Annotated in this window: 17 protein-coding genes; 11 read left to right on the top strand and 6 right to left on the bottom strand. The window is 47.9% G+C overall.

Translation table 11 applies throughout. The annotated features are described in order from the left end of the window. The first annotated feature begins 165 nt into the window (after nt 1-165). On the top strand, nt 166-894 hold the full coding sequence (locus IC229_RS34050) for a DUF72 domain-containing protein (protein ID WP_190893344.1): 729 nt from the start codon (nt 166-168) through the stop codon (nt 892-894). Nucleotides 895-974: 80 nt separating this feature from the next. Continuing rightward, nucleotides 975-1,865 carry a sugar phosphate isomerase/epimerase family protein gene (locus tag IC229_RS34045; RefSeq protein ID WP_190893342.1) on the top strand — a complete coding sequence of 297 codons (891 nt, stop codon included), beginning with the start codon at nt 975-977 and terminating at the stop codon, nt 1,863-1,865. 49 nt (nt 1,866-1,914) lie between these two features. On the opposite strand, the gene IC229_RS34040 is transcribed toward IC229_RS34045, so the two are convergent. From IC229_RS34040 to IC229_RS34030, 3 genes are all read right to left on the bottom strand, one after another. Continuing rightward, the gene (locus IC229_RS34040) at nt 1,915-3,297 is read right to left on the bottom strand and encodes a GH1 family beta-glucosidase (RefSeq protein WP_317171696.1); all 1,383 of its coding nucleotides are present in this window, start codon (nt 3,295-3,297) and stop codon (nt 1,915-1,917) included. 114 nt (nt 3,298-3,411) lie between these two features. Continuing rightward, nucleotides 3,412-3,804, bottom strand: a complete 393-nt coding sequence (locus IC229_RS34035; RefSeq protein WP_190893340.1) for a hypothetical protein — start codon at nt 3,802-3,804, stop codon at nt 3,412-3,414. A 118-nt stretch (nt 3,805-3,922) separates the two neighbouring features. Continuing rightward, nucleotides 3,923-4,939 (bottom strand): bile acid:sodium symporter family protein, encoded by a 1,017-nt coding sequence (locus tag IC229_RS34030; RefSeq protein ID WP_190893338.1) that lies wholly within the window; start codon nt 4,937-4,939, stop codon nt 3,923-3,925. Between the two features lie 294 nt (nt 4,940-5,233). On the opposite strand from IC229_RS34030, the gene IC229_RS34025 reads away from it, so the two are divergent. Continuing rightward, the gene (locus tag IC229_RS34025; RefSeq protein ID WP_190893337.1) at nt 5,234-5,563 is read left to right on the top strand and encodes a YegP family protein; all 330 of its coding nucleotides are present in this window, start codon (nt 5,234-5,236) and stop codon (nt 5,561-5,563) included. Nucleotides 5,564-5,659: 96 nt separating this feature from the next. Beyond that, nucleotides 5,660-6,433 carry a carboxypeptidase-like regulatory domain-containing protein gene (locus tag IC229_RS34020; protein ID WP_190893335.1) on the top strand — a complete coding sequence of 258 codons (774 nt, stop codon included), beginning with the start codon at nt 5,660-5,662 and terminating at the stop codon, nt 6,431-6,433. 195 nt (nt 6,434-6,628) lie between these two features. Here the strand turns inward: IC229_RS34020 and IC229_RS34015 are convergent, their stop codons facing one another. Then, the gene (locus IC229_RS34015) at nt 6,629-10,459 is read right to left on the bottom strand and encodes a fibronectin type III domain-containing protein (protein ID WP_190893333.1); all 3,831 of its coding nucleotides are present in this window, start codon (nt 10,457-10,459) and stop codon (nt 6,629-6,631) included. A 494-nt stretch (nt 10,460-10,953) separates the two neighbouring features. Between IC229_RS34015 and IC229_RS34010 the strand changes: the two genes are divergently transcribed. From IC229_RS34010 to IC229_RS34000, 3 genes are all read left to right on the top strand, one after another. Beyond that, entirely contained in the window at nt 10,954-12,693 is a 1,740-nt protein-coding gene (locus tag IC229_RS34010; protein WP_190893332.1) for a sensor histidine kinase, read from the top strand. 16 nt (nt 12,694-12,709) lie between these two features. Then, a complete protein-coding gene (locus IC229_RS34005; RefSeq protein WP_190893330.1) occupies nt 12,710-13,477 on the top strand; it encodes a response regulator in 768 nt (255 codons plus the stop codon). Between the two features lie 121 nt (nt 13,478-13,598). Then, complete coding sequence (locus IC229_RS34000; RefSeq protein ID WP_190893328.1) at nt 13,599-14,222, top strand: hypothetical protein; 624 nt, start codon at nt 13,599-13,601, stop codon at nt 14,220-14,222. A 175-nt stretch (nt 14,223-14,397) separates the two neighbouring features. Here the strand turns inward: IC229_RS34000 and IC229_RS33995 are convergent, their stop codons facing one another. Beyond that, the gene (locus tag IC229_RS33995; protein ID WP_190893326.1) at nt 14,398-17,763 is read right to left on the bottom strand and encodes a methylmalonyl-CoA mutase family protein; all 3,366 of its coding nucleotides are present in this window, start codon (nt 17,761-17,763) and stop codon (nt 14,398-14,400) included. Nucleotides 17,764-17,866: 103 nt separating this feature from the next. Here IC229_RS33995 and IC229_RS33990 point away from each other — a divergent pair, with 103 nt between their 5' ends. Continuing rightward, nucleotides 17,867-18,739, top strand: a complete 873-nt coding sequence (locus tag IC229_RS33990) for a TraB/GumN family protein (protein WP_190893324.1) — start codon at nt 17,867-17,869, stop codon at nt 18,737-18,739. A 68-nt stretch (nt 18,740-18,807) separates the two neighbouring features. On the opposite strand, the gene IC229_RS33985 is transcribed toward IC229_RS33990, so the two are convergent. Beyond that, nucleotides 18,808-20,034 carry an ABC transporter permease gene (locus tag IC229_RS33985; protein ID WP_190893322.1) on the bottom strand — a complete coding sequence of 409 codons (1,227 nt, stop codon included), beginning with the start codon at nt 20,032-20,034 and terminating at the stop codon, nt 18,808-18,810. Between the two features lie 196 nt (nt 20,035-20,230). On the opposite strand from IC229_RS33985, the gene IC229_RS33980 reads away from it, so the two are divergent. The 3 genes from IC229_RS33980 (at nt 20,231) to IC229_RS33970 (ending at nt 23,766) form a co-directional block, all read left to right on the top strand. Further along, on the top strand, nt 20,231-21,409 hold the full coding sequence (locus IC229_RS33980; RefSeq protein ID WP_190893321.1) for an exo-beta-N-acetylmuramidase NamZ family protein: 1,179 nt from the start codon (nt 20,231-20,233) through the stop codon (nt 21,407-21,409). A gap of 142 nt (nt 21,410-21,551) precedes the next feature. Continuing rightward, nucleotides 21,552-23,084, top strand: coding sequence for a glutamine-hydrolyzing GMP synthase (guaA, locus tag IC229_RS33975; RefSeq protein WP_190893318.1), 1,533 nt, complete (start codon nt 21,552-21,554; stop codon nt 23,082-23,084). A 148-nt stretch (nt 23,085-23,232) separates the two neighbouring features. After that, nucleotides 23,233-23,766, top strand: a complete 534-nt coding sequence (locus IC229_RS33970) for a DUF2911 domain-containing protein (protein WP_190893317.1) — start codon at nt 23,233-23,235, stop codon at nt 23,764-23,766. The last annotated feature ends 278 nt before the right edge of the window (nt 23,767-24,044 follow it).

Genomic DNA, 24,044 nt, shown 5'->3' with positions numbered 1-24,044 from the left:
TCGCAGGCGAGGCGGGCCCCCCGGAGCGGAACTTTTTAAAATTTCCCTTTTCCCCAGCCTAGGAACCGCTAAGACCCTCCCCCTCCGGCGGCCCGGCTTCATCAGCATGACAAAAAAACTTCTTCCATAAAAAGTTAAAACAGATTAATAGTAAACGGAGCGCAGATGGCTGTTCACATCGGTACGTCGGGGTGGAGTTACGAGCATTGGCAGGGTGTTTTGTACCCACATAATACGCCCGTTCATGACCGATTGGCGTACTACGTTCAGCGATTTCAGACAGTTGAACTCAATAGCAGTTTCTATCGATGGCCCAAACAGCCTACGTTTGCTTCCTGGCGACGACGATTGCCCGACGGTTTTCTGCTGACGGTAAAAGCCCCGCGTGGACTTACACACGCCAAGAAGCTTTACGCACCCGAAACCTGGATGGAGCGCATAAAGACATGCTGGCACGAATTAGGAGAAAAGCGGGCCATTCTGCTCGTACAACTTTCGCCAAACCATGCCTGCGATTATGACCGACTCGCCTATTTTCTCGACCAGATTCCTGACTGGATCCGGACGGCTGTCGAGTTTCGGCATCCGACCTGGCATACTGAAGCTATTTTCAATTTACTGGAACAACACCAGACGGCTTACTGCATCATGAGTGGCGCGCACTTGCCTTGTATCCTGCGTACTACGTCGTCATTCGTGTACCTGCGACTTCACGGACCTGATACGCAACACTTATACGGAGGCTCGTACTCGGATGACGATTTGCGCTGGTGGGCCGACCGCATTCGGGAATGGCAGGCAATGGGCAAAGAGGTGTTCGTGTATTTCAACAACGACGGTGGCGGAAATGCTGTACGTAATGCCGAAACGCTACGTTGGCTATGTGCTACGTAGTGAGAACAGTAAACCCAACTGCTACGTAGCTTTTGCCTCTGCGTGAGCAGTTCGCTCATCGTTGATTACTTGATTTCTATATGAATTATTCGGAGAAAATAACTCGTCAACAATTTCTGAAATGGAGTGCACTGGCAACTTCAGTTGCCCTGTTGCCCACCTGTAATACATTTGCTGCTTCATCGAAAACCGTTGGTTTACAACTTTATACGCTACGTGACCTGATGGCGAAAGACCCCGACGGTACGTTGAAAAAAGTGGCAGACATTGGCTATAAAGAAGTAGAGTCGTTTGGTTATTCAGATGGTAAGTTTTTCGGTAAAACAGCCAAAGAATACAGTGCGTATCTGAAAAGCCTGGGATTGTCGGCTCCCAGTGGGCACTATACGACGGGTAAAACAATGCCTAACATGAAAGGAACGCTCACAAACGACTGGAAACGAGCGGTTGATGATGCGGCTGCGATTGGGCAGAAATACATGGTCTGCGCTTATTTATTCCCCGACGAGCGGAAGAAACTGGACGATTACAAACAGTTTGCCGACCTGTTCAATAAATCGGCGGAGGTGTGCAAATCGGCTGGTATTCAGTTCTGTTATCACAATCATGATTTTGAGTTTAAGGAAATAGATGGAAAAATACCGTACGAAGTATTGCTGAGTGGTACCGATAAAAATCTGGTTAAACTCGAACTCGATTTGTACTGGGCTACCTTCGCCGATCAGGATCCGGTCGAACTGTTTAAAAAACACCCCGGACGATTCCCACTCTGGCACATTAAAGACATGGAAAAAACCGCCGAGCGCGCCTTTGCCCCCGTCGGAACGGGTTCGATCAACTTCCAGCGGATTTTTGATGCGCAAAAAACCGCTGGTCTGGCACACTATTTTGTGGAGCAGGACGTCTGCAAACTTCCCCCGCTGGAATCAATTGCGATCAGCTACAAGAATGTCGAGAAACTAAAGGTGTAACGTAACATAGGGCATAGGGTAACTACAAATCTACTCTATGCCCTTACCCCTATGCCAATAGCTGCTGAAACCACTTGCCTGATGCCTTGATGATACGTTGCTGTGTTCGGAAATCGACGTAAACCAGCCCAAAACGGGGGCGGTAACCTTCGGCCCACTCGAAATTGTCCAGGAAAGTCCAGGCGAAATAACCGTCTACCGGAAACCCATCCTGTTTGGCACGTAGCACCTGCCCAAGGTAGTTCTGGTGATACGTAAGTCGTGCTACGTCGTTCACAACGCCTTGTTGAACAGAGTCGTAGAAGGCCGCTCCGCTTTCGGTAATGAGCAGTTTTCGGATGCCATCGTACTGACTGAATTGCTGAATAATCCGGTACATACTTTCGGGGTAAACCTCCCAACCCATTTCAGTAATCGTCGCTACGTTACGTCGCAGGGGTGATACCTGAGAAGCCCATAGGTACGGCATGAAATACGACTGCTCTACCACCGCCCGGAAATAGTGTTGTAAACCAATGAAATCGAAATCGAAAGCGAGCGCTTCCATATCGCCGGGTTTGGCTACTTTTTTGGCGATTCCATTCAGAAATGGCAATTCTTTTGGGTAGCCCAGACCAAGCGCCGGTTCAATAAACAGCCGGTTCATCAGGGCATCGACACGAATTGCCGCAGCCTTGTCGCGAGGAGTAAATGGGTCGACGGGAGAGCAGGAGAACGTAGTACCTACCTGTGCATCAGGTACGTTACGTCGCACGATACGTCCGCCCTCGGCCTGAGCAAGCGCCGTATGATGAATAACGGGCAGCAGGCTTCGAAAACTCCGCCGACCAGGCGCATGCTGACCCGTAAAATAGCCCAGCACCGAAAACGCCAGCGGTTCGTTTAGGATAATCCAGTGCTTTACCTTATGGCCAAATGCTTTCGTGCAAACGTCCACGTAATCAGCGAACCAGTCCACAATCTTACGATTTGGCCAGCCGCCCAGATTTTCGAGCGCTTGTGGTAAATCCCAGTGGTACAGGGTGATCCAGGGCGTAAGTCCCAGCTTTAAGCAACAATCAATTAGTCGATCATAGAACGCAATCCCGGATTCATTGATACAGCCGCCGTGGGTGGGACCAAAGCCATCGGGCAAAATGCGCGACCAGGCTATAGAAAATCGAAACGCTTTTAATCCCAGAGATTGGTGCAGTTGCAGATCCGACTCGTAACGGTCGTAAAATTCACACGCTACGTCAGCCGTTTCGCCGGTTTTGATACGTCCCTTTTGTCGACTGAATGTATCCCAAACGCAGGGTGTACGGCCATCACGGTCGACAGCCCCCTCAATCTGATAGGCTGCCGTCGCCGTTCCCCAAATGAAATCAGGGCCGAAATCATCGCGTTTAAATGGGATTGAGAAAGGCGGAGTCGCTACGTTGTTTATGGACACGTTACGTTGATCAGGCTAATTCCCGTAAAAGTACCGGGTCGACATAAAAAGATAATCCCCAACACGATAATTTAACATACCGGGTTGGGGATTTCCATTTGCTACGTTATGTGCCTAGCCACGGCGGCCGTAAGGGCCATTGTAACGATTTGGCTGCTGAGCGGCAAACAGACGGTCGCGTTGAGCGGAGGTCAATACGGCCAGCATATCCTGACGTTTGCGGAGTTGAAGCTGACGTAAACCATCGGGCGTCATCCGCGACGTTTGCTGGACGCGGTCGTAATTATCCCCGATTTTGTGCAACTGCTTTTCCTGACGGCGCGATAAACCAACGATGGCGTCGATACGGTCAATTTTCAATTCATCCTGAAACTGGTCGCGATCATTTCGCGTGCCACCGTATTGCGGAGGGCGGTTGTCAAAAGGTTTATTATAAGCGCGTTGAGCGAACGTAGCACCAGTCGATAAGGTGAAAAATGTCAGGGCGGCTATGATTGTCGTTTTCATGATCAGATTGTGTTTTTAAGGTTATCTGATTCTTAGAGGACAATCGAAGTGCTGCGTTTAATGGGCTACTGGGAGTATCTGGCTGAATACCGATTTCTGAGTGCGGAAGGGGCCAGATTCAGGGTTGAATGGGTTTTGTTACGTCCTGCTGGCGACGTGCCATTCCCTGCGCCAGAATACTGGCAACGATCAATTGAAGGGCATGATAGATCATAATGGGCAACAGCGCTACACCCGCCAGATTACCCGGAAACAGGACATTGGCCATGACGCTACCCTGCACCAGCGATTTTTTGGAACCGCAGAATAGCGCTGTAATGCGGTCTTCCCGATTAAAATCGAGTAGTCGACTTAGTAACGTAACCAGACCGAAAACCAGAAAGAAGAGAGCCAGCATCAGAAGGGCGAGCCAAAGTAAATCACCCAGCGAAATTTTCTCGAACGAACGTAGCGCAAATGACTCGCAGAAGGACGTGTAAACAATGAGCAAAATGGTTATCTGGTCGAAGTAACGTAGCGCCGTTTTATGTCGAGCTGCAAACCAGCCAAGCCGTTGGTTCAATAATAGCCCCAGTATTACGGGCACAATAACCTGAAGGGTCAGTTTGCCGATAACGCCCGCTAAATCATACTGCCCGGTGGTGTCGACCAGAAAAAAACTCATCAAAAGTGGTGTTACAAATACCCCAATGAGGCTGGAAATGCTGGCGTTGAAAATCGCTGCTGGCAGGTTGCCTCCTGCAATAGAGACCATGACCACCGACGATGAAACCGTTGACGGTAACGCTGCTACGTAGAAAATACCCAGCCAGAGAAGGTCAGTATCGGGTGTTTGTAGCAGGGTACGTAGCGGTAGTACGACTGCCGGAAACAAGACAAACGTAGTGAGATGAATAACCAAATGAAGCCGGTAGTTCTGCAAGCCAGCTCGCAACTGACTGAAATTCAATTTCAATCCATAGAAGAAAAAAATCAGCGAAACGCCATAGGAAGATAACGCCGACAGTGAAAGTGGCCCCTCCTGAATACCGGGTGTCGGCCAGAGTTTAGCCAGCCCAATCATGCCCAGCAAAGCCAGAATAAACCAGTCGAGTCCAGCGCGAGACAGAAACGTAGTAAGTGAGGTTTTTGCCATGTGAATGGATACTATCTCTTCCTTTAGCTTAAAACAATGGACAGGCCAGTTTACCCGTAAGAAGGTGATTTTTCCTGAAAAAACTTCACATCCGGTTACCAGGCTGCCTGAATTACGTCTTTAGTTGGAGCCAGGTCTGGACAAATGCATCTACTCTTTAAATAGACAGCTAGTAGATTGAAAGTCAGGGAACCGGAAGGTATTTAGCGAGGGCATTTAAAAAATTGCACTTCCTAAAGTTATTTGTATAATTGCCTGATAAGTAATGCGTATTAACCTAAATCCAAATCAAGTATGGGCAAGTTTGTGCTATCGAAAAGAAGCAATGGCGAGTTTCAGTTCAACCTGAAAGCCGATAACGGACAGGTAATCCTCACCAGCGAAGGGTACTCTACCCGAGCCAGTTGCGAAAATGGTATCGAGTCGGTACGGAAAAATGCACCGGATGACGACAACTACAGCCGCAAAGAGTCAGCAAACGGAAAGTACTACTTCAATCTGAAAGCAGGAAACGGTCAGATTATCGGTTCCAGCCAGATGTATGAAGGCGCCGACGGCCGCGATAACGGAATTGAGTCCGTAAAACGTAACGCGCCCGACGCCAGCGTTGAAGATGCTACGTAGAATTGAATCGTTACGTTGAATGCGTGAGGTCAGATCTGAGAACGACCACCACGCATTCGACGTAGTAAAAATTAATTACAGATTTTCGGCGAATTTATGAAGAGCTTAAGCATTCAAATTCCGAAGGCCTGTCATGAGCGTTGGGAGGAAATGCAACCGGCCGAACGCGGGCGATTTTGTGCGAATTGCCGGAAAGTAGTTGTTGATTATACGGCACTTTCCGATAAAGAATTAATGGCTGTTTTCCAGAAGACTTCTGCACCTGGATGTGGCCGTTTCCGTAACGACCAATTAAATTGTTTCATAAACCCTGCCAGACAAAATCTTTCAGGTTGGAGACATTGGATTAGTTTTCTGGCTGCGGGAATACTCGGTTTGCAAACAGTGCGGGCACAATCGAACCAAACAAATTCATTTGCAGAACGTACCACTACCCCAAAGAACTCATTACGTCCGATTATTCCTGACATTCCGCCAATTAAGAGTAGTTCAGATACCGACATGAGCTGGACGGTTTCTGGCCGGTTTATGCGGTCGGACTCAGCCGGGAACGTATCGCCCGTAGCCCAGGCACACGTAACAATAGGTCAAACAGGAAAGACCTGGCAAACGCGAACGGACAGCACGGGTTCGTTTAGCTTATCCGTTTCTGGAAAAAGACGTATTACAGAGTTTGCCATTTGGTGTTCTAACACAGGACGCCTTCACGCAAAAACAACCTTCTCCGCATCGCCGTTGAGTCCATCCATTGTTTTGGAAGATATAGTAGCGTATGAACCAGAACATATGCGAGACATAACCGGCGGGGGAATCGTTCTTATCCGCAAACCTTCCCGCCTGAAAGTCTGGATGCGAAAGCTGTTTCAGTAAATGCTACGTTAATGTGAATAATGATTTGATGGAGGGATTAACTAATTCGTTTACAATCCGTTGACTTAGTCATAATTCACGGCACGTAGTAATTGATGTGTTTAAATTCTTCCAGCGGTGTTTCGACTGAGATGCTGACACCGCTGGAAGAATTACTCGTTTAAAAGATACTGCTACGTATCATTTAGCTAATCGCTACTGCGCCAGTATAATTCGCGCAGATGTTCCCAAAGTTACTTTACCCGCAGCCCCATACGTTACGCGCAGTGCCCGCCCTGTAGTACTAGCTGGAACCGTTACGTTGTGCAGAACCTGCACCGGATCGCTTGCTGTCGGTACGCGGTTGCATGACCAGGTTGCCGGGTTCGTCCAATCACCGTTTTGGACCGTAATCATACTGGTACACGTTCCGGTACCACTGGCGGCTGTGGTTAGGAATGTAAGTGGCTGATAAATAGTTGATGAGTTGCTTCCATCGCCACAGTTGGTCAATACCTGCCATTCATAAACAGTCTGCGGACTTAGACTAGTAACTGCATAAGAAGTCAATGACGCTACGTAATTAGCGCCCATGCTGGTACCATTGATGTTATTTACGGTTGTCCAGGTCGAGTTGCCCTGCTGTCGATACTGTAAGGTAAACGTAGCACCCGTGTAAGGTGTAAACCAGTTGACCCGTGCGGATGTACCATCAATGCGGTCGGCAAATAGATTGGTTGGATTGGCACATTGGACTGTCGTAAAAAATAGCGAATACGACCAGGAGGAAGTCCCTCCACCACTACAGAGAGTGCGAATCTGCCATTCGTAGGTTGTATTGTTAGTTAGGCCGGTTAACTGATACGTACTGGTATTACTGGTCGTTACCGATACCCAGGCATTTGCGCCCGTTCGATAGCGGATTTCGTAAGACGTTCCGCTACCAAAGCCATCGTAAGATAGTTGGGCAGAAATTGACTGAATATTACTGGAAGCCAGATTAAACGGGATATTGCAGCCAGTTTTAAAATAAGTTATGGGTGAGAAATCGGTTGGAATAGAGCAGGTTGAGCGAACCTGCCAGTCGTAGTTGGTTCCGGGAGTTAACCCCGTTATTCGATACGAAGGTGTACCACCCGAAGTAAATGAAATGGGAACGGTGGTCCAGCCAGCTGTGCCACTTTGTCGCCAGCGTAACTCAAAGGAGGGTCTCGTTCCGTTGAAATAGACTGTAGCTCCATCAGTGGAGATATCAGTCTGGGATGGGTAGTCGGAATAAGCTGGGGTACAGATTGTTGGGCTACAGATTTGAGTGTTAAACGTAGTCGAGTTCGAATAGCTGCTTTGCGTACCGGCCCCGCAGTTGTTCTGTACCTGAATTTCGTAATTAGTATTTCCGGTCAGTCCCGTTAAACTCACCTGACCTGCGTTTGTAAAACTTTGTACCGACCAGCTACTGCCTCCAACTACCCGATAACGAACGTTAAAGTTGCCCCCGTCACTTATACCCACCGAATTTGTGTACACAATAGCCATATCACAATAGTTGTTGAAAACAGAGGTGACACTGACAGATGCACACTGGGTTGTGAAACTCAACGGCGTAGTAAATTCTGTGGTGGCTGTTGGTGAACAGATATTCCGCACCCGCCATTCGTAAGCGGTATTGTTGGCCAGACCAGTGAGCGAAAAAAGGGTGGATGTCAGACCGGTAACAACATTCCATGTGGAGGCTCCTGCCTGCCGCCAGTTGACTTCAAACTGAAAGCCCAGGTCCTGAGCCGTTAATCCAGTTTCCTGCTGAGTGGGTCCGAACAGGTTACTCCAGTTTGTATCCCACCTTAACATAGCCTTATTGGAGGCAACCTCGCTTGTTGTCACACCAGAGAGAGAAGCACAGGAAGTGGTAAATGTCCTTAATGTTCCGAACGTGGTATTTGGGTTATCGGGACAGAGGGTACGGACTTGCCATTCGTAAGTTGTATTGCTCTGTAGGTTTCGCAAAACCAGCGCAGGACTTGGACCATTATTTATTGAGGTACCTGCACGAATCCGGGTTTTAAGGTTTGTTGCCAGGTTCCAGGTCGTGCTGCCCTGTGGCCTCCAGCGAACTTCGTGGACAGCACTAGCATCGCCTGGCCATAGGAGTAGAGCCGCACTAAACGTAGCAGTCGCACCACCCGAAGCAGGAGGAGCCGAATTGCAGCTAGCACTGATCGGAGCTATTACGGTAAACGATTGCCCCGTTGTATAGGCTGTTGTGGCGCCGTTTTCACAAACTCCACGTACCTGCCATTCGAACACACCAGCAGCGAGGTCATTTAATTTGTAATTACTGTAACCATTAGGAATACTGTAGCTATCATTGGCATATTCATTCAACAGGGGCGAAGTATTCCAGGTAGCACTACCCTGTGGCCGCCACTGTACTTCATAATCTACACCACTGTTATTTAACCAGCTGAATACACGGGTTGTAACAGGTAAGAAAGTTTGCGCGGTAACGGCTAATGTCGCGGGGGCGGGACAGTTCGCGGTGAACGAAACCGGCGTTGTGAACGTAGTTGAGGATGCCCCACAAACACTCTGTACCTGTACCTGATACGCTCCTCCACTGGTAAGCCCCGTAAGTACGTATTGCGCGCGTGTAATGTCTGGAATAGTTGTCCAACTGCCTGTTCCCTGCCGCCATTGTAAGGCATATTGTATATCAGTAGCAGGAGCCGTCCAGGAAATCGCAGCAGCAAACGAATTGGCTTTGACGCTCAACGCGGTAGGTAGTTTACAAACGGTGGTGAAACTCTGGACAGACGAATTGGCCGAAAGGGCACCTCCACAGTTTGAGCGCATACGCCAATCGTAGGCGGTGTTATTACTGAGACCAGTTAAGGGGAAATAATAGTTCTGTGTATTCGTCTGAATTACAGTTGTCCAGTTCGTCGTTCCCTGTACCCGATAATCAATTTCATACGTTGCGCCCGCGCTTGTTATATTATAATTCAACGTAGCTGAGCTAAAGGAGATACTTGTAGCATTAAGGCCTGTGGGCGCATTACAGACCGTAGTGAATGTCTGTACAGCCGTGTTTCCGGACAAGGAACCGCCCCCGCAGTTTGACCGTATCCGCCACTGATACGTAGTGTTATTGTTAAGGCCTGTTAACTTATAGGAGTACGTATTATTAGGAGGAATCACCGTAGTCCACTCGCTGGCACCCTGGATGCGATAATCAATTTCATAGGTTGCGCCTGTGTTGGCCCCTGAGTTCGTGTTTGTCCAGGAAAGTAGGGCTGAGTAGGCCAACACGCCCGACGTAATAGGCGAGGCTGGAATCTGGCATCCCGTCGTGAAACTTAGTGGCGTGGTATAAGCCGATGTCGTCGTCCCACAATTTGATCGTACTCGCCAGCTATAAGCCGTGTTGGTGGTCAAGCCAGTTAGGCTGTAATAGTTTGTCGTAACGGGTATCGTTGTCCAGGTGCCTGCTCCCTGTTGCTGGTAATCCAGTTCATAGGTTGCTCCATTGCTCGACCAATACAGGTTGGCTGTAGTATTTGCTATACCGTTGTTACTGGGAGAAGTGGGAGCCAGGCAACCCGTTGTTGTAAATGTCTGGGTGGTTGTGTACGTTGAAAATACATTGTTCCCACAGTAGATTCGTGCGCGCCATTCGTACGTAGTGCTGGCCGCCAGATTTGTTAGACTATAACTGTTGGTAGTGAGCGGAACTGTTGTCCAGGTCGCATTCCCCTGCTGGCGATAGTCCAGTTCATAACCCTGTGGCGCCCCCGTAGAATACCAGTATAGCTGGGCAGTATTATAGGTGATTCCATAGGAAAAGGGGCCATAAGGAGCTGTACATTGCGCATTAGCATAACCAACTGTCAGCAAATACAGGGCAAATAGCTTACCTATAGTTCGCCAAAAACGGGCAACTGTTCTAGAGGAGATTGGCGAAGAAAAGGTTTCCCTGTTTTCATCATTCTCAGCGTGGTTACTAGTAAATAGTGGTTTTGGGAATGCAGAGAGAAGTAGAGAGTTTCTCATAGTTATGATTAGGATCAAGTAGCTAAAAGGGCAGTACGTTACTAATTGAAAGAGTCGGTTGAAAACACCCCTCAGCAATAGCTTTAGGGTATTTTACAACGTAGCGTGGGAACGTAGCATTGAGGTAATTAGATGAAGAGAATTGGGGTGAATAGAAGCGAAAGCCGCATCAATGACTATTCAATTTTACTCACATTTATCATGTTGAAAGATTTGGATTGCTCAAGTAGACAAACCTCTTTCCAAATCCCTGTGATTGCTTTCCGGAATCAATGGCCCCTATCTGTACCGCTACGTCTACCAGACTGACGCGAGTTCGGGATAAAGATTTTCTGGTATTTTGCTCAATTGTGGTAATTTCTTTCCGAACTAGTCTATTTTCTTTCCGAATATCCCTGATGTAAAAAAAACGACTCTCATCGGAGTATGATCTTCCGAAAACGGCTACTTTTATCTCCCTCTTTTCTACGTAATGAGGAGGCTACACCATTTCTATGCGACTGGTCAACAGTATTTTATCGCTCCTGTTCGCACTTATTTTTCAGACAATAAGTACCGCCCAACTGCCGAAGAGTTTGCCTCTTCAGAAAGAAAAGTTGGCGTATGCGCAGGAGGTCGAGCAGGAAGCCATTTCGAAAAATGATACGTTGCTTATGGCTGAAGCGTATTATCTAAACGGTAAAATACACGTAGCGGCCCGTGACTATCTGAAGTCGAAAGACTATTTCATGAAATCGCTTCGCATTGTTGAGCAGAAACGTAAATTCGACAAAGTCAGTAGAATATACGTCCAGTTGTCAGGTATGGAAAACGACCAGCATAATTGGGATAAGGCACTAAATTATGCCCGTTTATCGCTAGCTTATAGCCAGAATGGGCCGAAACGGACGCAATTGGCAGCTTATCAGATTATGGCCACGGCTTTTGCTGCGGTATATTTTCATAATCCGGATAGCACGCAAATCCGTTCTTTAACCGATAGCATATTCTATTATTGTAAGCAGGGGGAACGTATCGCTCTGATTTTAAAAGAACCAACAGCCTTAGCAGGAACCTACCTGACGTTAGGTGAATTTTACCAGTACCAGAGAAATCCTAAGGCGTTCCGATATCAGCAAGCCGCCCTCAGACTGTTTAAAGAAATGGGTCATAAACTTAATCAGGCACTTCAAAGTCAGGAGCTCGCCCGAACGCACCTGCTTTTTAATCAGCCCGATCAGGCTTATCCGTTGTTACAGGCCTCGGAGAAGATATACAACGGGCTTAATTTCAGAGAGTTTGAACTGGAAATAAAATTGGCTCGTACCTATACACTTTATTATCAGCAGAAAAAAGACTGGCAAAACGCCTTTAAGTATTCTGAGCTGGCTCGAAACTATGAATATGATCTTTTAATGGCTGACCGGGATGGAGCCGTTTCCCGGCTTGGAGTCGAATACGAGACAGAGAAAAGAGAGGATCAGCTGAAAAGTCAACGACGAGAACTCGCACTTAGTCAGCAGAATGAACAGAATCAACGGCGATTTCTGGTTGTACTAATCGTTTTGTTGTTGGGAACTGGGGTGGCGAGTGTTGCATTCTATCGGATTTCGAACAAAAACCAGCGCCTAAGCCTGCATAATGCAGCCCTGGTAAAAGAGCAAAATCACCGGGTAAAGAACAATTTACAGCTCATTTCCAGTTTATTAAGTCTCCAGTCGAATCGGCTTGACGACGAAAGTGCCAGGCACGCCGTGGAAGATAGTCAGCGACGTATCGAGGTCATGAGTCTTCTTCAGCGCAAACTGTACGATGGCGATAGTATGATTGCTGTTAACATCGACGAGTTTGTCCGCGAACTAACCGAAATGGTTTTGGAAGCTTTCGAGTTGGATAGAGTTCACGTCAGTTATCAAATTCTCCCTACTGTCGTTTTGCCAGCCGACTATGCCATGCGTATCGGGTTGATCCTGAACGAGTTGGTGACCAACGCCTGTAAATATGCTTTTGTCGATAATCCACACCCTACCTTAAAAATCGAGGCCACTCTGGATAAGAAAACGTTTACTATGCGGGTAAGCGACAATGGCAATGGATTCGACGTAGCGAAGGAACAAACAAAATCGTTCGGTTTGCGGCTGATTCAAATGCAGGTAGAACAAATGTATGGTACGTATAAATTTGACAATGAGGGCGGTGTGATATTTGAAATGATATTTAACCTGCTTCCGACTTACAACAAGTGGGAAAAGTAAACGAAGTGCTATTTAGATGAAATCGCTTAACATCCTGATTATTGAAGATGAGCTGGTGACAGCGAATGACATTAAGGAAACGTTGGAAAAAGCAGGTCACTACGTAACTGGTATTGCTCGTAACTTATCGGCTGCGCTGACTTTAGTACGTATCAACCCACCCGACCTGATATTGATCGACATTCATTTAGAACATTCTCCCGAAGACGGTATCGAAATTGCCCAGCGTGTGCTGACCCAGCAAACCATTCCGATCATTTACCTCACCGGTCACTCCGAACAACCAACTTTTGCCCGGGCACAGCAGACAAGGCCAGCGGCCTATTTGCTGAAACCATTCAGACATAAAGAGTTAGCGATTCAGGTTGAGCTGGCTTATTACAATTATCAGGCGACACAAGCCAATTCAGTTGATCCGTTTTTATCGGACAGCCTGTATTTGCCAGTAGAGCAGGGGAGGGGTTATGTCAGAATCAAAAAGAATGACGTACAATATCTGGCAGCGGACCGGGTATATGTCGAAATCTATCTGGTAGGTGAAGCTCAAAAACGCGTTTTTACGATGAATCTGGGCTATCTCGCTCAGTTTTTCACAACGACAAATTTCTATTCGCTTTCCCGCTCATTGCTGGTCAATCTGGACTACGTAGAGCGAATCGATAAGGGGCAATTTTACGTGGAAGGTCGAAAAGGGCCGATTTCGTTTCCGGAAAACAATCATAAATTATTTCTTCAGCAGTTTGCCATCGTCAAAACACCATCCCGGCGTGAGAGTGCGTCTTGATACGAATCGAAGGCAATGGCTCAGTAAATCAGTTAGTTGTTAAAAAAACATAACAAAAGTTAAATACTTACGTAGTGATCAATACTGAAAATACTTTTGGCCTATAATCTCGCCAAAACGTATGAAATCTTTACTTGTAACAATCATTACGCTAATCTGCCTGACAGTTCATGGGCAAGCCCTGCCCAATAAATTTGACATCCATACCTGGAAACCGCCTTATACGCTACGTATTCCCGATAAATGGACTACCGAACGCTTTCCCATCCCCATTGATTTTGCTCCTCAAATCTCGTACAAAGGAATTGAAGATTTACGTTTCGCGCCGGGTTGGGCCAAACAATCAAGCCCTGATTATTGGTCATACGCGTTTTTGTGGTGGCTCGAAGGACGTCCGCAGATAAATGCAGCCAGCTTACAGAAAGATTTAACCGCCTATTATTCAGGCTTGGTCGGTCGTAACATCGTAGACCGGCATATTATGGTGAGAAAAGAAACGCCAACGAACGTATCAATCAGGAAACTGCCCAAAAGCGCGTCCGGTGATGATATGTATGAGGGAACTATTACCATGCTTGACTACATGGCGCAGAAGCCCATTACGTTAAACTGCGTAATTCACGTAACAAGTTGTCGTAAGTACGACCGAACGGGTGTTTTGTTTGAATTGTCGCCGAAGCCGACAGAGCATGCTAATTGGCAAAAATTGCATTCAGTGCAAAGCAGTTTTGTGTGTAGTAAGTAGCGGGAATTAGGGGTAATTGATGAATTAAATGATTAATTATTAATGTCATATTGGTTTTTTTGCCATCCTGACGCAGAAAGGATCCTAAGGTTTCCTCACTAGAGTGCTAGGGAATTTTAAGATCCTTCCTGCGTCAGGATGACAAAAAAACCAATATGTTACGTTAAATAAGCATTTACATATTCCGCCGGTACTGCCCGCCTACGGCATAAAGCGCGTTTGATAATTGGCCCAACGAACACACTTTAGCCGCTTCCATAAGTCTTTCGAAGATATTTCCATGAGCCAACGCTGTGGCCTGTAAATTCGCTAGTGCTACGTCGGCTGCGGTTTGATTTCGTCCCTGAAATGCCTGACACGAACTGACTGCGTAACGTTTCTCGTCGTCTGTCGAACGTATCACTTCGCGGGGTAACGTAGTGGGTGAACCAGCCGGGTCGAGAAACGTATTGACGCCCACAATGGGTAGCTCGCCGTTATGTTTGAGCGTCTCATAATACATCGATTCCTCCTGAATTTTGCTACGTTGGTACATTCGTTCCATCGCGCCCAATACGCCACCGCGCTCATTGATGGCCAGAAATTCCTGATAAACGGCTTCCTCGACCAAATCAGTCAACTCTTCCACCACGAAGGAACCCTGTAATGGATTTTCATTTTTGGTTAGACCAAATTCGCGGTTGATAATCAACTGAATCGCCATTGCCCGACGTACCGATTCTTCAGTAGGCGTGGTGATGGCTTCGTCGTAGGCATTGGTATGCAGCGAGTTACAGTTATCGTAAATAGCCAGTAGCGCCTGCAACGTAGTACGAATGTCGTTGAACGCAATTTCCTGCGCGTGCAGACTCCGCCCCGATGTCTGAATGTGATACTTGAGTTTCTGCGACCGGCTGTTGGCTTTATACTTATGTTTCATGGCTTTCGCCCAGATACGTCGGGCCACGCGGCCAAGAACGGTATATTCCGGGTCCATGCCGTTCGAGAAAAAGAACGACAGATTTGGCGCAAAATCATCGACATGCATACCCCGACTCAGGTAATACTCCACAAACGTGAAGCCATTGGAAAGCGTAAATGCCAGTTGCGAAATTGGATTCGCTCCCGCTTCAGCAATGTGGTAGCCCGAAATCGATACCGAATAAAAATTCTGCACCTGATTATCCGTAAAATACTGCTGAATATCGCCCATCATGCGGAGCGCAAATTCTGTCGAAAAAATACAGGTATTCTGTGCCTGATCTTCCTTTAGAATATCGGCCTGCACTGTACCGCGCACCCGTCTTAACGTATCGGCTTTGATCTGCTCATACACCTCACGCGGCAAAACCTTATCACCCGTCGTACCCAATAGCTTCAGCCCTAGGCCATCATTCCCTTCTGGAAGTGTACCGTTATAAGATGAGACAGCGAATTCAATAGACATCCCATGCCCCATGCCCGCTGCCCCCTGCTGGCTCAGCCATTTTTCGCATTGCTGGTCAATAGCTGCATTTAAGAAGAAAGCCAACAACATAGGTGCAGGACCGTTGATAGTCATCGAAACCGACGTAGCAGGGTCGCAGAGATCGAAGCCCGAATAGAGTTTCTTGGCATCGTCGAGAGTGCAGATGCTTACGCCGGAGTTACCAATTTTGCCGAAAATGTCGGGACGTAACGCCGGGTCTTCGCCATATAACGTAACAGAATCAAAAGCGGTGGAGAGTCGCTTGGCGGGCAGCCCTTTCGATACGTAGTGAAAGCGCCGGTTGGTACGTTCGGGACCGCCCTCGCCCGCAAACATGCGCGTAGGGTCTTCTCCTTCTCGCTTGAGCGGAAACACGCCAGCCGTATACGGAAATTCTCCCGGTACGTTCTCAGTCAGTAACCAACGTAACACGTCACCCCAATCGTGGTATTTGGGTAAGCTTACTTTCGGGATTTTCAGGTGCGACAGCGTTTCCGAATACAACGGTTGCCGGATGATCTTATCCCGGACTTTAAACTCATAAAATTCGGCAACGTAACGTTTTTGCAAATCTGGCCACTGCTGAAGCAATGCCCGACTGTCAGCGTGCAATTGCGCGTCAAGCTTCGTATAAATTAGTTGCAACGCTTCCTGTGTTGCTGCATCCGTAGCCAGCTTCAACGTACCGTCGACCTGATAAAGCTGTCGGGCCAGCGCACATTGTTCCTCCACAAACTGATCGTATCGACGGCTTTCTTCCACAATCTCAGCCAGATACCGCACCCGATCAGGAGGGATGATGGCAGAGGGAGGGGTGGAATTAATATTTACCTCCTGCCCTAAGTCCTCTGCCGTAAATCCTCTGCTCCATGCCCTCTGCCCCAGGCACTCGAAAAGGGCGTTCATGCCTGCGTCGTTGAATTGGGAGGCTACGGTGCCAATGATGGGTAATTTGTCGTCCGGTACGTCCCACAGATTGTGGTTACGTCGGTATTGTTTCCGTACGTCACGTAGCGCGTCGAGAGAGCCGCGTTTGTCGAACTTGTTAATGGCTATTATGTCGGCGAAGTCGAGCATGTCGATTTTTTCCAACTGCGTAGCGGCCCCGTATTCGGCGGTCATGACGTAGAGTGTTTTGTCGGCATGTTCGGTGATTTCTGTATCCGACTGGCCAATGCCCGACGTTTCCACAATAATCAGGTCGAACTGAGCGGCTTTGCATACATCGATAGCGTCCTGAACGTATCGACTCAGGGCCAGATTTGACTGCCGCGTCGCCAGTGACCGCATGTATACACGACCGGGAGTGCCGCTGGGCGCGTAGATGGCATTCATGCGGATGCGGTCGCCGAGGAGCGCCCCGCCGGTTTTACGCTTCGACGGGTCTACCGATAGGATAGCCAGTGTTTTATCAGAATACGTTCGCAAGTAACGTAGCACCAGTTCATCGACCAGAGATGATTTCCCCGAACCGCCCGTACCGGTTACGCCAAGAACTGGAACATCCTGCATAAACGGTTTCAGGCTGGCGCTACTGAACTGCTCTGGGTGATTTTCGGCGGTGGTAATTAATCGGGCAATCTGGTTTGGATTTTCTTTTAAATTCTGATAATCAACGGTATCTAACGATGTTAACTCAAAATCACACTGACGTAGCAAATCGTCAATCATACCCTGAAGACCCATCGCCCGGCCATCGTCGGGCGAGTAAATCCGGGCAATGCCATAAGCGTGTAACTCCTCGATCTCGACCGGAAGAATCGTGCCGCCACCACCCCCGAAAATTTTGATATGACCGGCTCCCCGTTCGTTGAGCAGGTCGTACATGTATTTGAAAAACTCCAGATGGCCGCCCTGATAACTCGTTACGGCAATTCCCTGCACGTCCTCCTGAATAGCGCAGTCAACAATTTCGGCCACAGATCGATTGTGACCGAGATGAATTACTTCAGCCCCCGACGCCTGCATCAGCCGACGCATCAGATTGATGGCCGCATCGTGCCCGTCGAACAGCGAAGCCGCTGTAACCAGGCGAATTTTATGCGTAAAAGTCGCCGATTTAGGGGAAGTCGACTTGGGTTGTTGTGCAATCATTCGTTTTGTAATTTCGTTAGGAAGGGTCGGCAAACCAAAGTTACGTATGAAAACGACTTGTCATCTTGCCGGACTCTTCCGCAGCTATCTAATGAATCTATTTATGAAACGAAAAACAATTACCAAAATCGCACTCGCTGGCCTGCTTTCTGTAGGTGCATTGGTTTCCACCCAGGCGCAGGATAATACCCTGCTTTATGAAGTTACAGGGCCGGGCCTCACAAAGCCGTCCTATCTCTACGGTACGCTCCATCTGGTTTGCCCGAATGATCTGACCATTTCGGAATCGGTTCAAAAAGCCGTTGGCGACGCCCAGCAAGTCTACCTGGAGCTTGATTTAGATGATCCATCGATGATGATCAACATGCAAAAGGCCATTATAATGACCGACGGTAAAACCCTGAAAGATTTGCTCAAGCCAGAAGATTACACGGTACTGGATAACTACCTGAAAGAAAAAATGAAGATGGGTCTGGCGCAGTTCGAGCGGTTTAAACCCATTGGCCTATTGTCGCTGATGTACATGACCGTACTTCCCTGCCAACCTGCGTCGTATGATATGACGTTTGCGCAAATGGCGGCAAAAGACAAAAAAGAAGTACTGGGTCTGGAAACGATTGACGCTCAATTAGCCGCGCTGGATAAAATTCCGATAGAAGAGCAACTGAAAGGTTTGGTCGATATGGCGAAAATGCCCGACGAAGCAAAGAAAGAGTTTTCGGACCTGCTGACTGCCTACAAAACAAATGATGTCAGTAAACTCATGGCCCTTATGAAATCCAGCAAATTTGGCGATATCGGTGAATTTGAAGACAGCCTACTTGGAGAACGTAACGCCAACTGGATTCCGGTGATCGAAAAAGCAGCTAAAGAAAAACCTACGTTTTTTGCTTTCGGAGCCGGACATCTTGGTAACGACAAGGGTGTTATTAATTTACTACGTCAGAAAGGGTATACGGTGAAAGCTGTGCAATGAAATATGATATATGAAGTATGATGTATTGCCAGGAACTACAACATACTTCATATATTATACATCAATCCTTACTTCTTGAATGCCAGCGCCTTCACGGGCTGGATTCGGTTGATGATGAACGTAGCGAACCATAAAATCACCGCAATTATTAAAATAGTTGCTACGTTCAGGAATAGAATCGTTGGCCAGTCCCAGACGATTGGTACGTAGTTCATGAAGTAATTTTTGGGGTCAAGCGGAATCAGCTTGAAGCGATCCTGAAGGAAGTTGATAAGTATCCCAACCCCGTTGCCTATCACTAGCCCCCAGCCGACCATATTCAATCCCACGGCCAGGAACATCTTACGTATCAGGGGATTCGGTCCGCCGAGTGCTTTCAGTAAGCCAATCATTGGGGTGCGTTCCATCATCAGCACCAGCAGCACCGATACCATGTTGAACGACGCTACAAAAGCAATTAAGCTCAGCAGAATAACCATGTTTCGGTCGAGTAGAATCATCCAGTCGAACAGCGGGCGGTACTGATCTGTTACGCGGGTAATTCGCATGTTGGGGGCCAATACGTCGAAAACATTATCGGCAGTGGCATTCAACTTCGTGAAGTCATTTACGAAAATTTCATACGTACCAACTGAGTCGGCTCCCCAGCGATTGAGTCGCTGAATCAATCGAATGTCGCCCAGCGCAATAGTTTTATCGACCTCTTCGAGGCCCGTTTCATAGATACCCACTACGTTCATTTTGCGGGCGCGGGGTGTATTGCCCAAAAAATAAAGTGGTACGTTATCCCCAACTTTTACCGCCAACTGATTAGCCATAAACTGACTCAGAAGCACTTGCGTTGAGCCAGTCCCGGTATCAGCTCCGACCGAGGGAACCGTTCCGGCTATTAGCGAACTGCGAAACAGATTCCAGTCATAATCTTTACCCACACCTTTTAAAATCACGCCTGTTAACTCCGTATCGGTCTTTAGGATTCCCGCTTTCAGGGCCACCGCCTGAATATGACGTACCCCCGGAACCTTATTGGCTTCCTTGTAAAGAACCGTGTTGAGCGGTAGGGGTGATTCCTCGTATGAGTTGTTGTTGGTGAATTTACTGACCTGAAGGTGAGCGCCGAACAGGAAAATCTTTTGCTGAATGGTGTTTTTGAAACCATACAGAACGGCAAACGCTACAATCAAAATGCTGAGACCCAGCGCGATGCTACCGATACCAATGCGCGTAACCGTGGCCGAAAAACTACCTTCGGGCGCATGGCGAACTTTACGGGCTAAAAAAACGGGGACGTTCAAGAGATGGATAAAGTAGTTAGTTGATAGTCGTTAGTCAATAGTCGTCAGGTTGCAGTAAGTACTATGTTATATCGATAACTACCAACTGACGATCAGCGTCTATTGACTAACCGCAACGGCGGACCGTGACTGCTAACTATTTTTTTGTTCTGGTAAAAGTAAGAGTTTTGTGAGAACGCTCATTCGTTTCTACACTATGTCTTTCCGTACTAAACTGTTTCTGGCGGGGTTTTGTCTAATTGGGTTTGCCTGTTTCGCGCAAACGAACCACAACCAACCAACTGCTATTCAGACCGGGGCCGACCAGATAGCCTTGTATTTACCCGCCTTGCAGGGCAAACGTGTCGGGTTGGTTGTCAACCATACATCCATTATCGGGAAAACTCATTTGGCCGATACGTTACTGGCGCGAGGTATCGCCGTGAAAACAATTTTCGCGCCTGAGCACGGTTTTCGGGGGGATGCCACCGATGGTGCAACCATCAACAACACTCGCGATACACGTACCGGCGTCATGATTGCGTCGTTGTATGGCGATACGCGCAAGCCGACACCTTCGCAGATGGATTCGCTGGATGTTATTGTCTTTGATATTCAGGATGTTGGCGCGCGATTTTATACCTACACCAGTACTATGCACTACGTTATGGAAGCCTGTGCCGAAGCAAATAAGCCCATGATTGTTCTCGACCGGCCGAACCCCAATGGTCACTACGTCGACGGACCCGTGCTCGATCCTAAATTCAAATCGTTTGTGGGGCTGAATCCGATTCCGGTTGTGTACGGCTTAACTATCGGCGAGTTGGCAAACATGATCAACGGCGAAGGGTGGTTAGCCGGTGCCAAAACGTGCAAGCTCACGATAATTCCACTCAAAAATTACACGCACCAGACCCCCTATGTACTGCCAGTAGCGCCTTCGCCCAATCTGCCCAATCAGCAATCAATTTTGCTCTATCCGTCGATTTGTTTTTTTGAAGGAACAGTTGTCAGCGTTGGGCGGGGTACGGATAAGCAGTTTCAGGTGATTGGTTCGCCTTTTACGAAATATGGGCCCTACACATTTACACCTGTTGACAAACCGGGAGCGATAAATCCTCCGTTTGAAGGTCAACGGTGTTACGGACTTGATTTGTCGAACGTAGTAGCCTCAAAGAAAGGGCTTATGCTGAATTATATATTCGATTTTAGTAAACGGGCGTCGGATAGAAACAAGTTTTTTCTGGCCACCAACTACATTGATAGATTAGCCGGCACCGACCAGTTTCGACTGCAATTAATGACGGGTGTTTCAGAAGAAAAAATCCGCAAAAGCTGGCAACCCGCGCTGGACGCGTATAAAATCAAGCGAAAAAAATACCTCCTGTACCCTTAAAGAGTGAAATCGGACCGCCGAAGCGGAGTAAAGGAGCGAAAGAGCGAATAGCCTGTCAGATGGTTTTCGCAATTTCGCTCCTTTACTCTTTAAATTTGCCTTGCCGCCAAAATGGGCTAACTTTGCATTTTAGAGACCCATCATGGCCACTGAACAGATTTTGATTCTGGATTTTGGTTCGCAGTACACTCAATTAATTGCCCGCCGGGTTCGCGAACTAGACGTCTACTGTGAAATCCATCCGTACAATCACATTCCCACAATTACGCCCGATATAAAGGGCATCATTCTTTCTGGAAGTCCATCGTCGGTACGTGACGCCGAAGCTCCTCAGGTTCAACTTGCCAATTTCCGGCATAAACTACCCATTCTGGGCGTGTGCTACGGAGCTCAGTTGATGGCACAAACGAGTGGTGGAGAAGTACAGCCGTCGTCCAACCGCGAGTATGGCCGGGCGAAGTTAGGTACTGTCGAATCGGAGAATCCACTTTTGAAAGGTATTGATCAGCATTCGCAGGTCTGGATGTCGCATGGCGATACGATTACCAGTATTCCTGAGAATTTCCACATTATTGCGTCTACTGATTCGGTTCGGGTTGCTGCGTTTCAGATTGACGGCGAACCGACTTATGGCATTCAGTTTCACCCCGAGGTTACGCACTCGCTTCAGGGAAAAACAGTGCTGCATAACTTTGTAGTCGATATTTGCGGCTGTTCGCAGGACTGGACGGCGGCTTCGTTTGTCGAAACAACCGTGGCGCAATTGAAGCAAAAACTCGGTAACGATAAAGTCGTACTGGGTCTGTCGGGTGGTGTCGATTCGTCGGTGGCGGCTATGCTCATTCACCGGGCCATAGGTCAGAATCTCTACTGCATTTTTGTCGATAACGGGGTACTTCGGAAAGATGAGTTTTCGGGCGTATTGGAGTCCTACAAAACGCTGGGATTGAACGTAAAAGGCGTCGATTCCAAAGAACAGTTTTATACCGCACTTGCCGGACTCACCGACCCTGAAGCCAAGCGGAAAGCCATCGGTAAAACATTCATCGACGTATTTGATCAGGAAGCTCATTTGGTTGAGGACGTAGCGTGGCTGGGTCAGGGCACGATTTATCCCGACGTCATTGAATCGGTATCGGTAAAAGGGCCATCTGCGACCATTAAATCGCACCATAATGTTGGTGGTCTGCCCGATTTCATGAAACTGAAAGTTGTGGAGCCGCTCAATACGTTGTTTAAAGACGAAGTGCGGGCCGTTGGCAGAACGCTCGGTCTGCCCGAAGCTATACTGGGACGGCATCCGTTTCCGGGACCAGGACTGGCGATACGTATTTTAGGTGATATTACTCCTGAAAAAGTCGCGATTCTGCAACAGGTCGACGCCTTGTTCATCGACGGCCTGAAACGCGAAGGGCTTTACGACAAAGTATGGCAGGCGGGTGCGATCCTGTTACCGGTGCAATCGGTGGGGGTGATGGGTGATGAACGTACCTACGAACGCGTTGTGGCGCTACGTGCCGTGACGAGCGTAGACGGTATGACCGCCGACTGGGCGCATCTGCCGTATGAATTTCTGGCCGACATCTCTAACGAAATTATCAACCGCGTGAAAGGGGTTAACCGAGTGGTTTATGATATTTCGTCGAAACCGCCAGCCACCATCGAGTGGGAATAGTTATAAATATGAAACGCCTGACGCTACGTAGTCGGGCGTTTTGCTTTTCAGGATGCTACGTTCATTGGCTAAATAAATCGCTGCTACGTTCTTGAGTTTGCTACATTATTTTTACATTAGCCACTCATTTCCAAAACTCTATAGACAAATGCAAACAACACGAATGAACCGGACTATCGCTCTGACGTTAGTCGGCACGTTAATGACCCTCATGACCTGGGCACAGGGCGACAAAGCTAACCGTCCCAGCCCTCCAGCAACCGCCAGCGGAAAAGTAGGTGGTGCAAACATCACCGTCAATTACAGCAGCCCTTCAGTAAAAGGACGTAACGTATGGGATCCAAGCGGCAGTCTGGCTCCTTACGGTAAAGTGTGGCGGGCGGGTGCGAACGAAGCCACTACGTTCGAAACGGACAAAGACATAAAAGTTGAAGGTAAAACACTGCCTGCTGGTAAATATGGTTTCTTTGCTATTCCCGGCGATAAAGAGTGGACGATCATCTTCAACAAAGAACCTAATCAGTGGGGGGCTTTCAAATATGACCAGTCAAAGGACGTACTACGAGTGACGACCAAGCCAATGAAGGCTTCTCAGATGAATGAGAAACTGGCTTACGACGTAACGGGCAAAGGCGTTGTTCTTAAATGGGAAAATGTAGAAGTCCCCGTTATGATTCAATAAAAAGTAACCCATTTGTAATAATCAGGGAGGGGGATGTATGCTATTACTCGAAGTAATGGCATACATCCCCCTCCTTGCTGAAACGGCTTTTTGTCATCCTGACGCAGGAAGGATCTTAAAGTTTCCTTATTTGAGTGCTGGGAAACCTTAAGATCCTTCCTGCGTCAGGATGACAAAAAATACCTCATTAACTAATTACTCCATCCTGATCTAACGCGCAGTTTTCCATGAATTCGTTGGTGAAAACCGCTCGTGCTGGCGCATCCAGCAATTGTTGA

The sequence above is a fragment of the Spirosoma profusum genome (assembly GCF_014699005.1).
Classification (GTDB): domain Bacteria; phylum Bacteroidota; class Bacteroidia; order Cytophagales; family Spirosomataceae; genus Spirosoma; species Spirosoma profusum.
The sequence above is the reverse complement of the archived record's forward strand: the minus strand, read 5'-3'. Positions and strand labels throughout refer to the sequence as shown.

Coding starts and splice junctions, on each gene's coding strand:
- IC229_RS34050 (WP_190893344.1), top strand. CDS start 166: ATGGCTGTTCACATCGGTACGTCGGGGTGGAGTTACGAGCATTGGCAG.
- IC229_RS34045 (WP_190893342.1), top strand. CDS start 975: ATGAATTATTCGGAGAAAATAACTCGTCAACAATTTCTGAAATGGAGT.
- IC229_RS34035 (WP_190893340.1), bottom strand. CDS start 3,804: ATGAAAACGACAATCATAGCCGCCCTGACATTTTTCACCTTATCGACT.
- IC229_RS34030 (WP_190893338.1), bottom strand. CDS start 4,939: ATGGCAAAAACCTCACTTACTACGTTTCTGTCTCGCGCTGGACTCGAC.
- IC229_RS34025 (WP_190893337.1), top strand. CDS start 5,234: ATGGGCAAGTTTGTGCTATCGAAAAGAAGCAATGGCGAGTTTCAGTTC.
- IC229_RS34020 (WP_190893335.1), top strand. CDS start 5,660: ATGAAGAGCTTAAGCATTCAAATTCCGAAGGCCTGTCATGAGCGTTGG.
- IC229_RS34015 (WP_190893333.1), bottom strand. CDS start 10,459: ATGAGAAACTCTCTACTTCTCTCTGCATTCCCAAAACCACTATTTACT.
- IC229_RS34010 (WP_190893332.1), top strand. CDS start 10,954: ATGCGACTGGTCAACAGTATTTTATCGCTCCTGTTCGCACTTATTTTT.
- IC229_RS34005 (WP_190893330.1), top strand. CDS start 12,710: ATGAAATCGCTTAACATCCTGATTATTGAAGATGAGCTGGTGACAGCG.
- IC229_RS34000 (WP_190893328.1), top strand. CDS start 13,599: ATGAAATCTTTACTTGTAACAATCATTACGCTAATCTGCCTGACAGTT.
- IC229_RS33995 (WP_190893326.1), bottom strand. CDS start 17,763: ATGATTGCACAACAACCCAAGTCGACTTCCCCTAAATCGGCGACTTTT.
- IC229_RS33990 (WP_190893324.1), top strand. CDS start 17,867: ATGAAACGAAAAACAATTACCAAAATCGCACTCGCTGGCCTGCTTTCT.
- IC229_RS33980 (WP_190893321.1), top strand. CDS start 20,231: ATGTCTTTCCGTACTAAACTGTTTCTGGCGGGGTTTTGTCTAATTGGG.
- guaA (WP_190893318.1), top strand. CDS start 21,552: ATGGCCACTGAACAGATTTTGATTCTGGATTTTGGTTCGCAGTACACT.
- IC229_RS33970 (WP_190893317.1), top strand. CDS start 23,233: ATGCAAACAACACGAATGAACCGGACTATCGCTCTGACGTTAGTCGGC.